Origin of the sequence: Pectobacterium sp. A5351 (assembly GCF_028335745.1) — a bacterium.
Lineage (GTDB): Bacteria > Pseudomonadota > Gammaproteobacteria > Enterobacterales > Enterobacteriaceae > Pectobacterium.
In genome coordinates, this window is sequence record NZ_CP116477.1 from 2,503,205 (window position 1) to 2,518,668 (window position 15,464).

At 49.9% G+C, this 15,464-nt stretch carries 11 protein-coding genes; 4 read left to right on the forward strand and 7 right to left on the reverse strand.

The window, feature by feature from the left end; translation table 11 throughout:
• Positions 1 to 258: 258 nt before the first annotated feature.
• The 5 genes from ihfB to serC form a co-directional block, all read right to left on the reverse strand.
• On the reverse strand, positions 259 to 543 hold the full coding sequence (ihfB, locus tag O1Q74_RS11750) for an integration host factor subunit beta (RefSeq protein WP_005967571.1): 285 nt from the start codon (positions 541 to 543) through the stop codon (positions 259 to 261).
• 91 nt (positions 544 to 634) lie between these two features.
• Entirely contained in the window at positions 635 to 2,308 is a 1,674-nt protein-coding gene (rpsA, locus tag O1Q74_RS11755; protein ID WP_180741250.1) for a 30S ribosomal protein S1, read from the reverse strand.
• 116 nt (positions 2,309 to 2,424) lie between these two features.
• A complete protein-coding gene (cmk, locus tag O1Q74_RS11760) occupies positions 2,425 to 3,102 on the reverse strand; it encodes a (d)CMP kinase (protein WP_225087848.1) in 678 nt (225 codons plus the stop codon).
• Between the two features lie 221 nt (positions 3,103 to 3,323).
• Positions 3,324 to 4,613, reverse strand: a complete 1,290-nt coding sequence (gene aroA, locus O1Q74_RS11765; protein WP_271873338.1) for a 3-phosphoshikimate 1-carboxyvinyltransferase — start codon at positions 4,611 to 4,613, stop codon at positions 3,324 to 3,326.
• Between the two features lie 206 nt (positions 4,614 to 4,819).
• Positions 4,820 to 5,905: a 3-phosphoserine/phosphohydroxythreonine transaminase gene (gene serC / locus O1Q74_RS11770; RefSeq protein ID WP_271873340.1), complete on the reverse strand. Its 1,086-nt coding sequence runs from the start codon at positions 5,903 to 5,905 to the stop codon at positions 4,820 to 4,822.
• Between the two features lie 328 nt (positions 5,906 to 6,233).
• On the opposite strand from serC, the gene ycaO reads away from it, so the two are divergent.
• The 4 genes from ycaO to pflA all read left to right on the forward strand — a co-directional run bounded on the left by ycaO (position 6,234) and on the right by pflA (position 12,658).
• Positions 6,234 to 7,997, forward strand: a complete 1,764-nt coding sequence (ycaO, locus tag O1Q74_RS11775) for a 30S ribosomal protein S12 methylthiotransferase accessory factor YcaO (RefSeq protein WP_271873342.1) — start codon at positions 6,234 to 6,236, stop codon at positions 7,995 to 7,997.
• Positions 7,998 to 8,447: 450 nt separating this feature from the next.
• Positions 8,448 to 9,308 (forward strand): formate transporter FocA, encoded by an 861-nt coding sequence (gene focA, locus O1Q74_RS11780; protein ID WP_271873344.1) that lies wholly within the window; start codon positions 8,448 to 8,450, stop codon positions 9,306 to 9,308.
• Positions 9,309 to 9,365: 57 nt separating this feature from the next.
• On the forward strand, positions 9,366 to 11,648 hold the full coding sequence (gene pflB, locus O1Q74_RS11785; protein ID WP_271873346.1) for a formate C-acetyltransferase: 2,283 nt from the start codon (positions 9,366 to 9,368) through the stop codon (positions 11,646 to 11,648).
• A 269-nt stretch (positions 11,649 to 11,917) separates the two neighbouring features.
• Entirely contained in the window at positions 11,918 to 12,658 is a 741-nt protein-coding gene (gene pflA, locus O1Q74_RS11790; RefSeq protein ID WP_015839981.1) for a pyruvate formate lyase 1-activating protein, read from the forward strand.
• A gap of 88 nt (positions 12,659 to 12,746) precedes the next feature.
• On the opposite strand, the gene O1Q74_RS11795 is transcribed toward pflA, so the two are convergent.
• Together O1Q74_RS11795 and O1Q74_RS11800 are read right to left on the reverse strand one after the other, a co-directional pair.
• Complete coding sequence (locus O1Q74_RS11795) at positions 12,747 to 14,315, reverse strand: hydantoinase/oxoprolinase family protein (protein WP_271873351.1); 1,569 nt, start codon at positions 14,313 to 14,315, stop codon at positions 12,747 to 12,749.
• Positions 14,316 to 14,325: 10 nt separating this feature from the next.
• On the reverse strand, positions 14,326 to 15,435 hold the full coding sequence (locus O1Q74_RS11800) for a DUF917 domain-containing protein (protein WP_271873353.1): 1,110 nt from the start codon (positions 15,433 to 15,435) through the stop codon (positions 14,326 to 14,328).
• Positions 15,436 to 15,464 lie beyond the last annotated feature (29 nt).

Sequence of the window (15,464 nt, forward strand, 5' to 3'; positions counted from 1 at the left end):
GAAAAGTAGGCAACAACCGTCAAAACTTCAACATCCACACAGTTGAAAATCAAAAAATTCATATTTCATGTGCGAACGGTCACTGGGTCGATCAAATAAGCAGGAAAGAAGAGGCGTACAGTGCAGGAGAGCCCCTGATTGATCATCAGTCTAAGGCACCTATCGCGTAGCATTTTAAAGACAAGAAGAATAACGATAAACATAAAAAAAGCACCCAATGAAGGGTGCTTCTATAAGGCTGGCATTTATGACTAGCGATTAACCATAAATGTTAGCGCGGTCGCGGAGTTCCTTGCCCGGCTTAAAGTGAGGGACATACTTGCCTTCCAGCTCAACTTTGTCACCCGTCTTCGGATTACGACCTACACGCGGTGCACGGTAGTGAAGTGAGAAGCTGCCAAACCCACGGATTTCAATACGGTCGCCTTCGGCTAACGTAGAAGCCATTTGTTCAAGCATTTCTTTCACTGCATCCTCAACCACTTTGGCCGGGATATGAGATTGCTGTCCAGCAAGCCTTTCAATAAGTTCAGACTTGGTCATAGCGCCTCCAAATGCGTGGTTATTGATAACCAGGATAACTGACTACCGTTACAAGAGTGAGCAACTTGCGTTGCTCACTCTACCGTTGTGATTACTCGCCTTTAGCTGCTTTGAACGCTTCTGCCATTGCGTTGGAGAAATTGCTTTCTTCAGGCTTGTTGTTGACAGTTGCGATTGCATCTTTCTCGTCAGCTTCATCTTTCGCACGAACAGACAGGCTAACAACGCGGTTTTTACGATCAACACCGGTGTATTTCGCTTCAACGCTGTCGCCAACGTTCAGTACCAGTGTTGCGTCTTCAACGCGGTCACGAGAGGCTTCAGAAGCACGCAGGTAGCCTTCTACGCCGTCTGCTAATTCAACTGTAGCACCTTTGGCGTCAACTGCTGTAACTTTACCAGTAACAATAGCACCTTTCTTGTTAACAGACAGGTAGTTATTGAACGGATCTTCAGCCAGTTGTTTCACGCCCAGGGAGATACGCTCACGCTCTGCGTCAACTTGCAGAACAACAGCGGCGATTTCATCACCTTTCTTGTATTCGCGAACGGCTTCTTCGCCAGCCACGTTCCAGGAGATGTCGGACAGGTGCACCAGACCATCGATGCCGCCGTCCAGGCCGATGAAGATACCGAAGTCAGTGATAGACTTGATTTTACCTTCAACGCGGTCGCCCTTGTTGTGGGTTTCTGCGAACAGCTGCCATGGGTTAGATTTGCACTGTTTCAGGCCCAGAGAAATACGACGACGTTCTTCGTCGATATCCAGAACCATGACTTCCACTACGTCACCAACGTTAACAACTTTGGATGGATGGATGTTTTTGTTGGTCCAATCCATTTCGGAAACGTGTACCAGACCTTCAACGCCTTCTTCAATTTCAACGAAGCAACCGTAGTCAGTCAGGTTAGTCACGCGGCCAGTCAGACGCGTGCTTTCTGGGTAACGTTTAGCGATAGCAACCCATGGATCTTCGCCCAGTTGTTTCAGGCCCAGAGATACACGAGTACGCTCGCGGTCGAACTTCAGCACTTTAACAGTGATTTCGTCGCCCACATTGACGATTTCGCTTGGATGTTTAACACGTTTCCAAGCCATATCAGTGATATGCAGCAGGCCATCAACGCCGCCCAGATCAACGAATGCACCGTAGTCAGTAAGGTTCTTAACGATACCTTTAACTTCCATGCCTTCCTGCAGGTTTTCCAGCAGTTGATCGCGCTCAGCGCTATTTTCAGATTCGATAACTGCACGGCGGGAAACAACAACGTTGTTGCGTTTCTGATCCAGCTTGATAACTTTGAACTCAAGCTCTTTGCCTTCCAGATGCAGCGTATCGCGAACCGGACGAACGTCTACCAGAGAACCTGGCAGGAACGCACGAATGCCGTTCAGCTCAACAGTGAAACCGCCTTTAACTTTACCGTTGATAATACCAGTAACCGTTGCAGCTTCTTCGTAGGCTTTTTCCAGCGTCAGCCATGCTTCATGACGTTTAGCTTTTTCGCGAGAAAGCAGCGTTTCACCGAAGCCATCTTCGATAGCGTCCAGAGCAACGTCAACTTCATCACCAACCTGAATTTCCAGTTCGCCTGATGCGTTCTTGAATTGCTCTACCGGAATGGCAGATTCAGATTTCAGACCGGCGTCAACCAGTACGACATCTTTGTCAATAGCAACAACAACACCGCGTACGATGGAACCAGGACGGGTTTCGATTTCTTTCAGGGATTCTTCAAAGAGTTGAGCAAAAGATTCAGTCATGTTGATAATCTTAAGGGTTTCAATTTAACGTCCATCTGGCATCCTGCTCGATGGGGTTGTTTAACATGCCCCGCTGTGCATCCTTACAGCGAGGTAAAAAATTCAGTTTTTTGTGATTACGCTAAAATTTCGCGGGCATAAGCCAACGCGCGCGCTATCACTTCATCGATTGTCATTTCCGTTGAATCCAGCACCAACGCATCGGCAGCCGGCACTAACGGCGCAACGGGACGGTTACGATCGCGCTCATCCCGTTCTTTTATCTCAGACAAAAGACGTTCAAAGTTAACATTAAAGCCTTTCCCCTGCAACTGTAGCATGCGACGTTGTGCGCGTTCTTCCGCACTGGCATCCAGGAAAATTTTCACAGGCGCATCAGGAAAAACGACGGTACCCATATCACGGCCATCGGCAATCAGCCCTGGGGCTTCACGGAAAGCACGCTGCCGACGTAATAATGCCTCACGAACACGAGGAAACGCCGCGGCCTGAGAAGCCGTATTACCCACCGCTTCAGTACGAATTTCATGGCTAACGTCTTCACCTTCCAGAATGACTTTTAACTGCCCGTCTTCTGCCACAAAGCGCACATCAAGATGAGAGGCCAGCGGGACCAGTGCGTCTTCCGAACTGATATCGACATGGTGGTGTAACGCCGCCAGAGCCAAAACACGATAGATAGCTCCCGAGTCCAGCAAATTCCACTGTAAAGCTTCAGCCAATGCCTTACACAAGGTACCTTTGCCTGCGCCGCTCGGTCCGTCAACCGTAATTACCGGTGCCATCACCGTCATTTCTCTCTCCTTTAATACTGGGAAGTTCCGCTTATGCCGTTTTATGGCATCACGGAGCCTCATTATACGCATCAATGCAGAGAAAGGTTACCCAAATGCCGGAATGGTGGGAAAAATAAGGCATTCTCTGAATGCAGTGCGCAATTCAGGAAGAAAAACCGAGCACCGTTTGAGAAAAATAGGGAGAGAAAAAGGCACGGAGACCGTGCCTTAGAGAGGAATCAAGCCAGCTCGCTGAGGCGTGCCAACTGTTCGAAGTAGTCGGGGAAAGTTTTAGCGGTACATTTCGGATCAAGAATGGTGACCGGCGTATCCGACAGCGCCACCAGCGAGAAACACATCGCCATACGGTGATCGTTGTACGTCCCGATTTCTGCCGCTTTCAGCGTGGTGGGTGGCGTAATGCGGATATAGTCGTTACCCTCTTCCACTTCCGCGCCCACTTTACGCAGTTCAATCGCCATGGCGGCCAGACGATCGGTCTCTTTCACGCGCCAGTTATAGATATTACGCAGCGTAGTAGTACCGCCCTGTGCGAAAAGCGCCGCCGTCGCGATAGTCATCGCAGCATCGGGAATGTGGTTCATATCCATGTCGATCGCGTGCAATTCACCGCGTTCGCATTCAATATAATCCTCACCCCAGCGCACGATCGCCCCCATCTTTTCCAGCACATCGGCGAAGCGTATATCGCCCTGCACGCTATGACGGCCAACACCAGTCACGCGCACCACGCCGCCTTTAATCGCCGCGGCTGCCAGGAAATAAGACGCTGATGACGCATCGCCTTCCACCAGATAGTCACCCGGAGAACGATACTGCTGGCGCCCCGTAACAAAAAAGTGTTGGTAGTTCTCATTACGTACGTCAATACCAAACGCTTTCATCATGTGCAGCGTGATATCGATATATGGTTTAGAAACCAGATCGCCCTGAATGCTGATTTGCGTATCCTGCGTAGCCAGAGGCGCGGTCATCAACAGCGCCGTCAGGAACTGGCTGGATACGCTACCATCGACACTGATTTCTCCGCCCTGAAAACCGCCGTGCAGACGCAGCGGCGGATAGTTTTCCTGCTCCAGATAGTCAATTTTCGCCCCGCCCTGACGCAGTGCGTCGACCAGATGCCCGATTGGCCGTTCTTTCATACGGGGCTCACCCGTCAGCACAATATCACCATCCGTCAGGCACAGCGCAGCGGCCAGTGGACGCATTGCTGTACCCGCGTTCCCTAAAAACAGCTCCAGCGGTTGCGATGCCGTAAACGCGTCCCCTAGGCCGGTAATTTCACACACAGTCCGATCGGAGGACAGATGATATTCCACGCCCAGCGCCGTTAACGCGGTCAGCATATGGCGAACATCATCACTGTCTAACAGGTTAGTCAGTCTCGTCTTTCCTTCAGACAAGGCGGCCAGCAACAGCGCACGGTTAGAGACGCTTTTTGATCCTGGAAGGTTAAGGGTACCGTTAATCAGTTTGATGGGTTGTAGGGTCAGGGATTCCTGCATGTGAAGCCTATTCTTTCAACGTGGACATAAAAACCCCGGTAAGCCCGGGGTTTATCAAAATGTATATACCCGTCATACTTCAAGTTGCATGTGCGTTGGCTACGTTCAGTCACCCGAATCACTTACTTGAGTAAGCTCATCGGGATGCCTTCTCTTGCCGCCTGCCTGAAACTCGAATTATTTAGGGTATAGCGAGGTCGTATTAATCAACCGTGGCGACGTGCGAAGTCAGCCATAAATTCAGTCAGCGCTTTCACGCCTTCCAACGGCATGGCGTTGTAGATCGACGCACGCATGCCGCCCACTACACGGTGGCCTTTCAGCGCATGCAAGCCCGCGGCAACGGATTCTTCCAGGAAGACTTTATCCAGCGCAGCATCCGCCAGCAGGAACGGTACGTTCATACGAGAACGGTTCGCTACCGCGACGTCATTACGATAGAAATCATTACCGTCAATCGCGCTATACAGCAGGTCGGCTTTCTCCTGGTTGCGTTTTTCCATTTCAGCCAGACCGCCGTGCTCTTTCAGCCATTTGAAGACCATACCGGACAGATACCAGGCAAAGGTCGGTGGCGTGTTGAACATGGAGTCATTGTCCGCCAGAATCTGATAATCCAGAATCGATGGCAGCTCACGACGCGCTTTACCCAACAAATCGTCACGCACGATCACCAGCGTCAGACCCGCAGGGCCAATATTTTTCTGCGCACCCGCATAGATCACGCCATAGCGGCTGACGTCAATACGACGAGACAGGATGCTGGAAGAATAGTCAGCGACCACAATTTTGTCGCCAAAATCCGGCTCTTCTTCAATCGCAATACCGTCAATGGTTTCATTCGGGCAGTAATGGACAAATGCCGCGTCATCAGACAATTGCCACTCACGCATCGGTTTAATACCACGCAGGCCGTCTACGCGCGTTTTCACGTCAATCACGTTAGGCGTGCAGTACTTTTCTGCTTCATTGATTGCGCTGTGCGCCCAATATCCGCCGTCGATGTAGTCCGCAGTGGTATGCTCGCCCAGAAGATTTAATGGGACTGCCGCAAATTGCGCGCGAGCGCCGCCGTGGCAAAAAAGCACTTTGTAGTTGGAGGGGATTTTCAGCAAATCACGCAGATCTTGTTCGGATTCAGCGGCAACCTGCATAAACTCTTTACTGCGGTGGCTGATTTCCATGACCGATGTGCCCAGGCCATTCCAATTACACAATTCCTGTTCAGCACGACGCAGTACTTCAACCGGCAGCATTGCTGGACCGGCGCTAAAATTAAAAATCTGAGTCATTTCCCCTCACCACACCTGAAAAATAGCGGCTGTTTTATCACCGTTGTTACAAATACCATTTTTATAAACCTGTCGGTTATAAAAATACCGCTGTTACAAGATAGTAGTTATAACGGAACGACCGCCATAACCACACTACTTTTACCCTGCTATCGGTTTTATCACTCGTCAATCGCGGCTGCAACGCTTATTGCGCTTTCATTATGCAAAACGGCACGTTACACCGTCTGTTCTTTTTCACGGTTGCTAATCTGTTATGAATACATAGAGTCTGGACAGAAAAATCCGTATCATGCCGCTTCCGTTAATCTCGATAAGAGTGAACTCCATGACTCAAACGTTTATCCCAGGCAAAGACGCCGCCCTGGAAGACTCCATCGCCCGTTTTCAACATCAGCTCCAGGACCTGGGGTTTAACATCGAAGAAGCGTCATGGCTGAACCCGGTGCCCAACGTCTGGTCTGTCCATATTCGAGACCGCGATTGCCCGCTCTGCTTCACTAACGGCAAAGGTGCCAGCAAAAAAGCGGCACTGGCTTCCGCGTTAGGCGAGTATTTCGAGCGTCTGTCTACTAACTATTTCTTCGCTGATTTCTATCTCGGCAAGACGATCGCCAACGGTGATTTCGTTCACTACCCGAATGAAAAATGGTTCCCTATTCCAGAAGATGATGCGCTACCGGAAGGTATTCTGGATGCCCGTCTGCACCAGTTCTACGATCCTGAGCAGGAATTGAGCGCTAGCGATCTGATCGATCTGCAATCTGGCAATGCCGACAGAGGCATTTGCGCGCTGCCATTTACCCGCCAGTCCGATCAGCAAACCGTTTATATTCCGATGAATATCATCGGTAACCTGTACGTTTCTAACGGGATGTCCGCCGGGAACACCGCCAACGAAGCCCGCGTTCAGGGGCTGTCTGAAGTGTTCGAACGCAGCATCAAAAACCGCATCATTGCCGAGTCGATCAGCCTGCCGGAAATTCCGCAAGCGGTGCTGAATCGCTACCCTGGCGTGGTCGAAGCGATTGCGACGCTGGAGAAAGAAGGCTTCCCGATTTTCTCTTACGATGCCTCACTAGGCGGAAAATACCCGGTTATTTGCGTAGTCCTGTTTAACCCGGCTAACGGCACCTGCTTTGCCTCCTTCGGCGCGCACCCTGATTTCGGCGTAGCGCTGGAGCGTACCGTCACCGAACTGCTGCAAGGTCGCGGTCTGAAAGATCTGGACGTCTTCACCCCACCGACGTTTGATGATGAAGAAGTGGCCGAACACGCTAATCTGGAAACCCACTTTATCGATTCCAGCGGCCTGATCTCCTGGGATATGTTCAAGAAAGACGCGGATTATGAATTTGCCGACTGGAGCTTTAAAGGGTCGACAGAGGAAGAATTCGCCACGCTGATGGCGATCTTCAAACAGGAAGATAAAGAAGTTTATATTGCCGACTATGAGCATCTGTCTGTTTACGCCTGCCGCATCATCGTGCCAGGAATGTCAGACATCTACCCTGCTGACGATCTGTTATTGGCCAATAACAGTATGGGCGCTCACCTGCGTGACACGCTGCTGGCGCTGCCTGATAGCAAATGGGAGAAAGAAGAGTATCTGGCTCTGTTACAACAGTTGGATGACGAAGGGCTGGATGACTTCACCCGCGTGCGCGAACTGCTCGGCATTGCCACCGGTAAAGATAATGGCTGGTTTACTCTGCGCATTGGCGAATTGAAAGCGATGTTGGCACTGGCCGGCGGCGATCTGGATCAGGCGCTAAGCTGGACAGAGTGGACGCAGGACTTCAACGACTCCGTCTTTACGGCGCAGCGCAGCAATTATTACCGTTGCCTTCAGACCCTGCTGCTACTGGCTCAAGAGCCTGAGCGCGACCCAGCAGAATATTACGACGCCTTTACCAAAATGTACGGCAGTGAAACGGTTGATGCCGCCAGTGCCGCCGTGGCTGGCGAAGCTTGCTTCTACGGCTTGTTTGCCGTGGATAACACCTTTACCACGTTACCTGCGCACCAGTCCCTGTTGGCGGCCTATGAGAAACTGCAACAGGCTAAACGTCGTTACTGGCAGGTAAAATAATGTCTGACTGAGGCAACCAGTGCGTCTTATATTGATGAATACGCGCTATGGCAAATAGCCATCTGCCTCTGGTCATCCCGAATAGCCCTTTATCTTAAAGGGCTATTTTATTATCTACAGGGCAATATTTATTATTCGTAATGCATAATCAGAACATTGTTATTGAATGGTGAATTTTTAATTAAATTACGTCGTCAAGGTGGTACTGAAACTCTACAAAACATGATTTTCATTAACGCTAAATCGGTAGGTTTAACCTATCTCATTCAACTCTTTTTGTAAAATTTAAAATATTTTTTTATAATAATATTCAATCAGTTAAGTGTTAAACCCGTGCTTTCCACCCACTTCACCACCCTGTTAATTTCTTGCAATATGATCCACGTCAAATTTTACCGTATACTGCTTTGTTAGTATCTCAATGCTGATAATTTTTAAGAGAGAGTTAGTGTGAAAGCTGACAACCCCTTTACTCTATTACTCCCGGCTGCAATGGCAAAAGTTGCTGAAGACGCCGGAGTTTATAAAGCGACCAAACAACCGTGTACAACGTTTTATTTGGCGATAACCGCGGGTGTATTTATTTCGATCGCCTTTGTCTTTTATATTACCGCCACCACAGGAACCTCAACGATTCCTTTCGGTATCGCGAAACTGATCGGTGGTATTTGTTTCTCCCTTGGTCTCATGTTGGTTGTCGTCTGCGGTGCGGACTTGTTCACCTCAACCGTTCTCATCGTGATTGCCAAGGCCAGTGGGCGTATTACCTGGAAGCAACTAGCCTATAATTGGGCAAATGTCTATGTCGGCAACCTGATTGGCGCACTTTTCTTCGTTGGGCTTATCTGGTTCTCGGGAGAGCACATGGTCGCAAACGGCGCGTGGGGCCTCAATGTCCTGCAAACGGCAGAACACAAGCTGGAACACACATTTGTCGAAGCACTGTGTCTGGGGATTCTGGCTAATCTGATGGTATGTCTGGCCGTGTGGATGAGCTATTCCGGCCGTACGCTTACCGACAAAATGTTTGCCATGATTCTGCCTGTCGCCATGTTCGTTGCCAGCGGCTTTGAGCACAGTATCGCTAACATGTTCATGATTCCCATGGGCATCGTCATCAAAAACTTTGCGGGACCGGAATTCTGGAATGCGATTGGAATGGTACCGTCTCAATTTGAACATTTAACCGTTAGTAACTTCATTATTGATAACCTGATTCCTGTGACGCTGGGGAACATCATCGGCGGTGGTGTCCTGGTCGGTTTAACATATTGGGTAATTTATTTGCGCGGTGGAGACAAGCACCACTGAGGTGCAATCGGCCGCAACGTCGGGTTTTAAGAAATCCATATCAAAGGTAGGTGTAAAATGACCGAGCTGAATGAAAAATTGGCCAATGCATGGCAAGGCTTTAGCAAAGGTGAATGGCAGGATAACGTCAACGTTCGTGACTTTATCCAGAAAAACTACACACCGTATGAAGGTGATGAGTCTTTCCTGGCTGGTGCAACCAAAGCGACTTCTGCCCTGTGGGACAGCGTCATGGAAGGCATCAAGCAGGAAAACCGCACTCACGCCCCTGTTGATTTTGATACCAATGTTGCCGCAACTATCACGTCTCACGACGCGGGATACATCAACAAAGGTCTGGAAAAAATCGTTGGTCTGCAGACTGACGCTCCGCTGAAACGTGCGTTGATTCCGTTCGGCGGCATCAAAATGGTTGAAGGTTCATGCAAAGTTTACGGCCGTGAACTGGATCCTCAACTGAAAAAAATCTTCACTGAATACCGCAAAACGCACAACCAGGGCGTGTTCGATGTTTACACCCCAGACATCCTGCGTTGCCGTAAATCTGGCGTTCTGACAGGTCTGCCTGATGCCTACGGCCGTGGCCGTATCATCGGTGACTACCGTCGCGTTGCGCTGTACGGTATCGACTACCTGATGAAAGACAAGTTTGCTCAGTTCACTTCTCTGCAAACCAAACTGGAAAACGGCGAAGATCTGGAAGCAACAATCCGTCTGCGTGAAGAAATTGCCGATCAGCACCATGCCCTGAGCCAAATTAAAGAAATGGCCGCTAAATATGGCTGCGATATTTCTGGCCCAGCAACAACGGCTCAGGAAGCAGTTCAGTGGACTTACTTCGGCTACCTGGCCGCGGTGAAATCACAGAATGGTGCAGCCATGTCCTTCGGACGTGTGTCCACCTTCCTGGATATCTACCTTGAGCGCGATCTGAAAGCCGGCAAAATCACCGAAGAAGAAGCTCAGGAAATGATTGACCACCTGGTCATGAAACTGCGTATGGTGCGTTTCCTGCGTACTCCTGAGTATGATGAGCTGTTCTCTGGTGACCCAATCTGGGCAACCGAATCTCTGGCGGGTATGGGTCTGGATGGTCGTACGCTGGTAAGTAAAACCAGCTTCCGTTTCCTGAACACCCTGTACACCATGGGGCCGTCTCCAGAGCCGAACATGACCATCCTGTGGTCTGAAAAACTGCCACAGAACTTCAAAAACTATGCGGCTAAAGTCTCCATCGATACCTCTTCTCTGCAATACGAGAATGACGATCTGATGCGTCCTGACTTTAACAACGATGATTACGCGATTGCTTGTTGCGTAAGCCCAATGATCGTTGGTAAGCAAATGCAGTTCTTCGGCGCCCGTGCAAATCTGGCAAAAACCATGCTGTACGCGATTAACGGCGGCGTGGATGAAAAACTGAAAATGCAGGTTGGCCCGAAATCAGAACCGATCAAAGGCGACGTTCTGAACTTCGACGAAGTGATGGATCGTATGGATCACTTCATGGACTGGTTGGCGAAACAGTATGTCACCGCGCTGAACATCATCCACTACATGCACGACAAATACAGCTACGAAGCGTCGCTGATGGCACTGCATGACCGTGATGTGTTCCGTACTATGGCATGTGGTATCGCGGGTCTGTCTGTTGCTGCTGACTCCCTGTCAGCCATCAAATATGCCAAAGTTAAACCAATTCGTGATGAAGATGGCCTGGCTATCGACTTTGATATCGAAGGCGAATATCCGCAGTTCGGTAACAACGACGCTCGCGTAGATGAACTGGCTTGTGATCTGGTTGAACGTTTCATGAAGAAAATTCAGAAACTGGCTACCTACCGTGGTGCAACCCCAACTCAGTCTGTTCTGACCATCACCTCTAACGTGGTATATGGTAAGAAAACCGGTAACACGCCAGATGGTCGTCGCGCAGGTGCGCCATTTGGACCAGGTGCGAACCCAATGCACGGTCGTGACCAGAAAGGTGCCGTTGCCTCTCTGACTTCTGTTGCTAAACTGCCGTTTGCTTACGCGAAAGATGGTATTTCTTATACCTTCTCTATCGTACCGAACGCGTTAGGTAAAGATGACAACGTGCGTAAAGCTAACCTTGCCGGCCTGATGGATGGTTATTTCCACCACGAAGCTAGCATCGAAGGCGGTCAGCACCTGAACGTCAACGTCATGAACCGTGAAATGCTGCTTGATGCGATGGAAAACCCAGAGAAATATCCGCAGCTGACTATCCGTGTATCTGGCTACGCAGTGCGTTTTAACTCACTGACGAAAGAACAGCAGCAAGACGTCATCACCCGTACTTTCACTCAGTCAATCTAATTTCCATGACTGTCTGAAAAGGCGTAAAATAAAGGCTCCACGTCAGTGGGGCCTTTTTCTCACCCCCGATTGTCGTCCAGCTTGTTAGCCTGTTTTGCCAGCCCGCTATATTGACCTCATTCTGTGGATGGCTCGCAAAACAGATTCGACGCAGCATCTGTCACACGGTGTTCTTCTGCCAGCCATCCCTGCCAGATTCACACCTGCTTTCTCATGACTGCGTTCATAAAGACCGCTATTGTTCGGTCAAATTTGGAGAAAACCTCGCAATGTCAGTAATCGGTCGCATCCACTCCTTTGAATCCTGCGGCACCGTCGATGGCCCAGGTATCCGTTTCATCATCTTCTTCCAGGGCTGTCTGATGCGCTGCCTGTATTGCCATAACCGAGATACCTGGGATACGCACGGCGGCAAGGAAGTGACGGTGGAAGAACTCATGAAAGAAGTCGTGACCTACCGCCACTTTATGAATGCATCCGGCGGCGGCGTAACGGCATCCGGCGGTGAGGCTATTCTCCAGGCTGAGTTTGTTCGCGACTGGTTCCGCGCGTGCAAGGCAGAAGGCATCAATACCTGTCTGGATACCAACGGGTTTGTTCGCCGCTATGACCCGGTCATTGACGAGCTACTGGACGTCAGCGATTTAGTGATGCTCGATCTGAAGCAAATGAACGACGATATACATCAGAATTTAGTGGGCGTATCGAACCACCGTACCCTGGATTTCGCTCGCTATCTGGCAAAACGCAACCAGCGTACCTGGATACGTTACGTGGTCGTCCCCGGCTGGTCTGATGATGATGCGTCTGCGCACAAGCTGGGTGAGTTCACCAAGGATATGACGAACATCGAGAAAATTGAGCTTCTTCCTTATCATGAACTTGGCAAACACAAGTGGATTGCGATGGGTGAAGAGTACAAATTAGACGGTGTTAAACCACCGAAGGCCGATACCATGGATCGTATTAAGTCGATTCTTGAAAGCTACGGTCACAAGGTCATGTACTAATCTCTGACATTTCCTGAAAAAATAGCGCGCTCATGGCGCGCTATTTTCATTGTAGCGAAGAGATATCCATACATCATTAAGTGCAGCGCTAAGCCAGATTTCCTGCTGCCTTGATTTTCACCTGTACCGCATTCCCCGGTAAATAAGCCAACGGAATTTCCTGGTAGTCGATGATTTCAACGCTGCCCGGCATCGCTCCCGTCTCTTCTGCCAGACAAACGGTTTGCAGTAGCAGCTCGCTTTTTATCTTTTCACGATCGTTATCCGGCATTTTCACCACGCGTTCAATCTGTGAACCGACCTTCCCTAACGCTACACCAACCGCATTTGCCGCATCAAAATTCTGCGGGCGCACAATCTGACTGATTCCCGATAAAACATCAGGCAGTAAAATACTGCCGCCACCAACAAGCACAGCGGGAATAGCCGCACTTGACGATTTGATCCGATCGATGGCACTTTCCACTTTATCAATCATCTGACGATAAACCTGCTGGCAAAATACGTTACCCAGCTCGGGCAACGGACGAGGAAGACCAGATGTCCACCGCTCAGGGTGGAGTTGCAGCATGATATCGCTGAGCGTTAACGTCTCCCCGCCAAAGCTGACGCCCTGTTCAAGCAGGCGATAGCCGACGCTATCAGGTCCAAGAGTGAGCTTTCCATCCGGAGACTGCCGCACGCAGGTTCCACCGCCAATGCCGATAGAAATAATATCCGGCATTCTGAAATTCGTTCGCACATCGCCCACTTCAACAGCGATGGCCGATTCACGTGGGAAGCCGTTCACCAACACGCCAATGTCTGTCGTCGTGCCGCCAACATCGATGATCAGTGCATTATCCAGTCCAGAAAGGTGGCACGCTCCACGAATCGAGTTCGTTAGCCCGCAGGCCATCGTCAGAATGGGGTATTGCTTCACCATACTTTCGGACATCAATGTACCGTCGTTTTGCCCGAAGAACGGCGTAGCCTTAATACCGTGTCGGATTAGCGCTTGCGTAAAACCGCTAACAAAGCGGTTGGCAGTGCTTTGTAACGATGCATTCAGGATGGTTGCGTTTTCCCTTTCCAGTAGTCCCGTGCTGCCGATCCGGTGGGATAACGACAGGGAGACTTCAGGTAATGCTGCATTCACCCATTGAGCAACCTGCATCTCCTGTTCATTATTAACGGGAGAAAATACGCCGCAAATCGCCACGCTATCCACATGACCGCGCATCCTGTCACAGGCCGCCAAGACCTCATCTCGCACTACGGGATGAATCTCGCGGCCATCAAATTCATAGCCGCCATGAATTTGGTAGAAATGCTCGCCTAATGTCCTTTGCCACTCGTCATCCCAGCCAAATAGCGGCGGGACGCTATCGCTGCTTGGCAGGCTCAGGCGTAATAATCCAACGCGATCCAGCCCTTTCCGCTCAACAATCGCATTGGTACATTGCGTTGTGCCCAACATCGCATAGCGAATATGTTGTGGCTCAATACCTGACTGTGTCAGAACGTCTGCAATAACTCGTTCGATGCCGCTATAAATATTCAGGCTGGTAGGAAATTTGGCCGTCGCAATACAGCGCAGATCTGCATCTAAAATTGCCGCATCCGTGTTGGTGCCGCCGACATCAATCCCGAGTCGGTAATCATTTTTATGTAACATCGGGAAAGCCTCAGCGATTTGCAAGCTGTTCTATCGGCACATACTGCACCGGATAACCGAAATACTCCGGCCCCGCAACATCAATCCCTTTTGGCGTTCGCCACTTTTCATTACACGGATAGGCAATGACATCAACTCGCTGCCCATAACGTAAATGTTCCGTAATAATTGGACGTCCGGTTTCACTGTCTACGATGGAGATTAAATCAGGCACAACAGCCAGCAGATTATCCTGCCTAGGATCTGTCACCTGTGAGGAGCGATAAGCGAGTAATAGTTCATTCTGGAAAAGCACCGTAAACGACTCACCCTTGTCGTTCCCCATGCCATCCAACATGACTTTGCCCCGGGCAAGCCCTCCTATGGTACGGCGGTCGACATCAACAACCTTGCCAGATGCAATGACGTGACCACTAAGTATGGTAAGCAAAGATTGCACGGGATGACTTCCCGACTGATGAGCCTGACGCAGTGTCTTTCCAATATCCTGCGCCAGCGTGAGCGTACCTTTGATTGCACTGCGCTTAAGTTGACTACCGCGCAATGGGTAATCACACATGGCACATGCCGCCCCCATTTGTTCTGCAATCACCCTGGCCAAACGCTCGGACCACATACCATCAATAGGGTTTAAGGTAACTGTATTTCCCTTTTCATCAGCTAACGTATTGGGTGCAGAAGGTAAATCATCAAGAAAAAAAGTCACCATCTGTGCTTCGGGAAAGGCCCTCCCCATCGCGTCACAATCGACGACAGGTAACCCTTTCGCAGCCGCAACGACAAACGGTATAAGCGAATTCATTCCGCCGACTTCGATTGGAAACGTTGCTGTGATAGGCCGCTCAAGCGCCTTTTCCATCGCATCAAATGCCCGAACAAACTGGCCCGCTGACATAATTTTTTCAACAACTACCGTCGTTGCGCCAATCATGCTGCAAGGCACAAACACATCATCATCTTTAATTTCATCTAAATCGAATATAGTCACTTCGGCTGCATTTTTTAATGCATGTTTTGCCATCAAAGAGCCTACATACGGATCGCCGCCGCCCCCTGTACCAAGAACAGCAGCCCCTAGTGCTATATCATCGATTATTTGTGTATTAATAGAACGAGACATACTCTACCCAAGATCTCATGTTATCTGCG

Coding starts and splice junctions, on each gene's coding strand:
- ihfB (WP_005967571.1), bottom strand. CDS start 543: ATGACCAAGTCTGAACTTATTGAAAGGCTTGCTGGACAGCAATCTCAT.
- rpsA (WP_180741250.1), bottom strand. CDS start 2,308: ATGACTGAATCTTTTGCTCAACTCTTTGAAGAATCCCTGAAAGAAATC.
- cmk (WP_225087848.1), bottom strand. CDS start 3,102: ATGACGGTGATGGCACCGGTAATTACGGTTGACGGACCGAGCGGCGCA.
- aroA (WP_271873338.1), bottom strand. CDS start 4,613: ATGCAGGAATCCCTGACCCTACAACCCATCAAACTGATTAACGGTACC.
- serC (WP_271873340.1), bottom strand. CDS start 5,905: ATGACTCAGATTTTTAATTTTAGCGCCGGTCCAGCAATGCTGCCGGTT.
- ycaO (WP_271873342.1), top strand. CDS start 6,234: ATGACTCAAACGTTTATCCCAGGCAAAGACGCCGCCCTGGAAGACTCC.
- pflB (WP_271873346.1), top strand. CDS start 9,366: ATGACCGAGCTGAATGAAAAATTGGCCAATGCATGGCAAGGCTTTAGC.
- pflA (WP_015839981.1), top strand. CDS start 11,918: ATGTCAGTAATCGGTCGCATCCACTCCTTTGAATCCTGCGGCACCGTC.
- O1Q74_RS11795 (WP_271873351.1), bottom strand. CDS start 14,315: ATGTTACATAAAAATGATTACCGACTCGGGATTGATGTCGGCGGCACC.
- O1Q74_RS11800 (WP_271873353.1), bottom strand. CDS start 15,435: ATGTCTCGTTCTATTAATACACAAATAATCGATGATATAGCACTAGGG.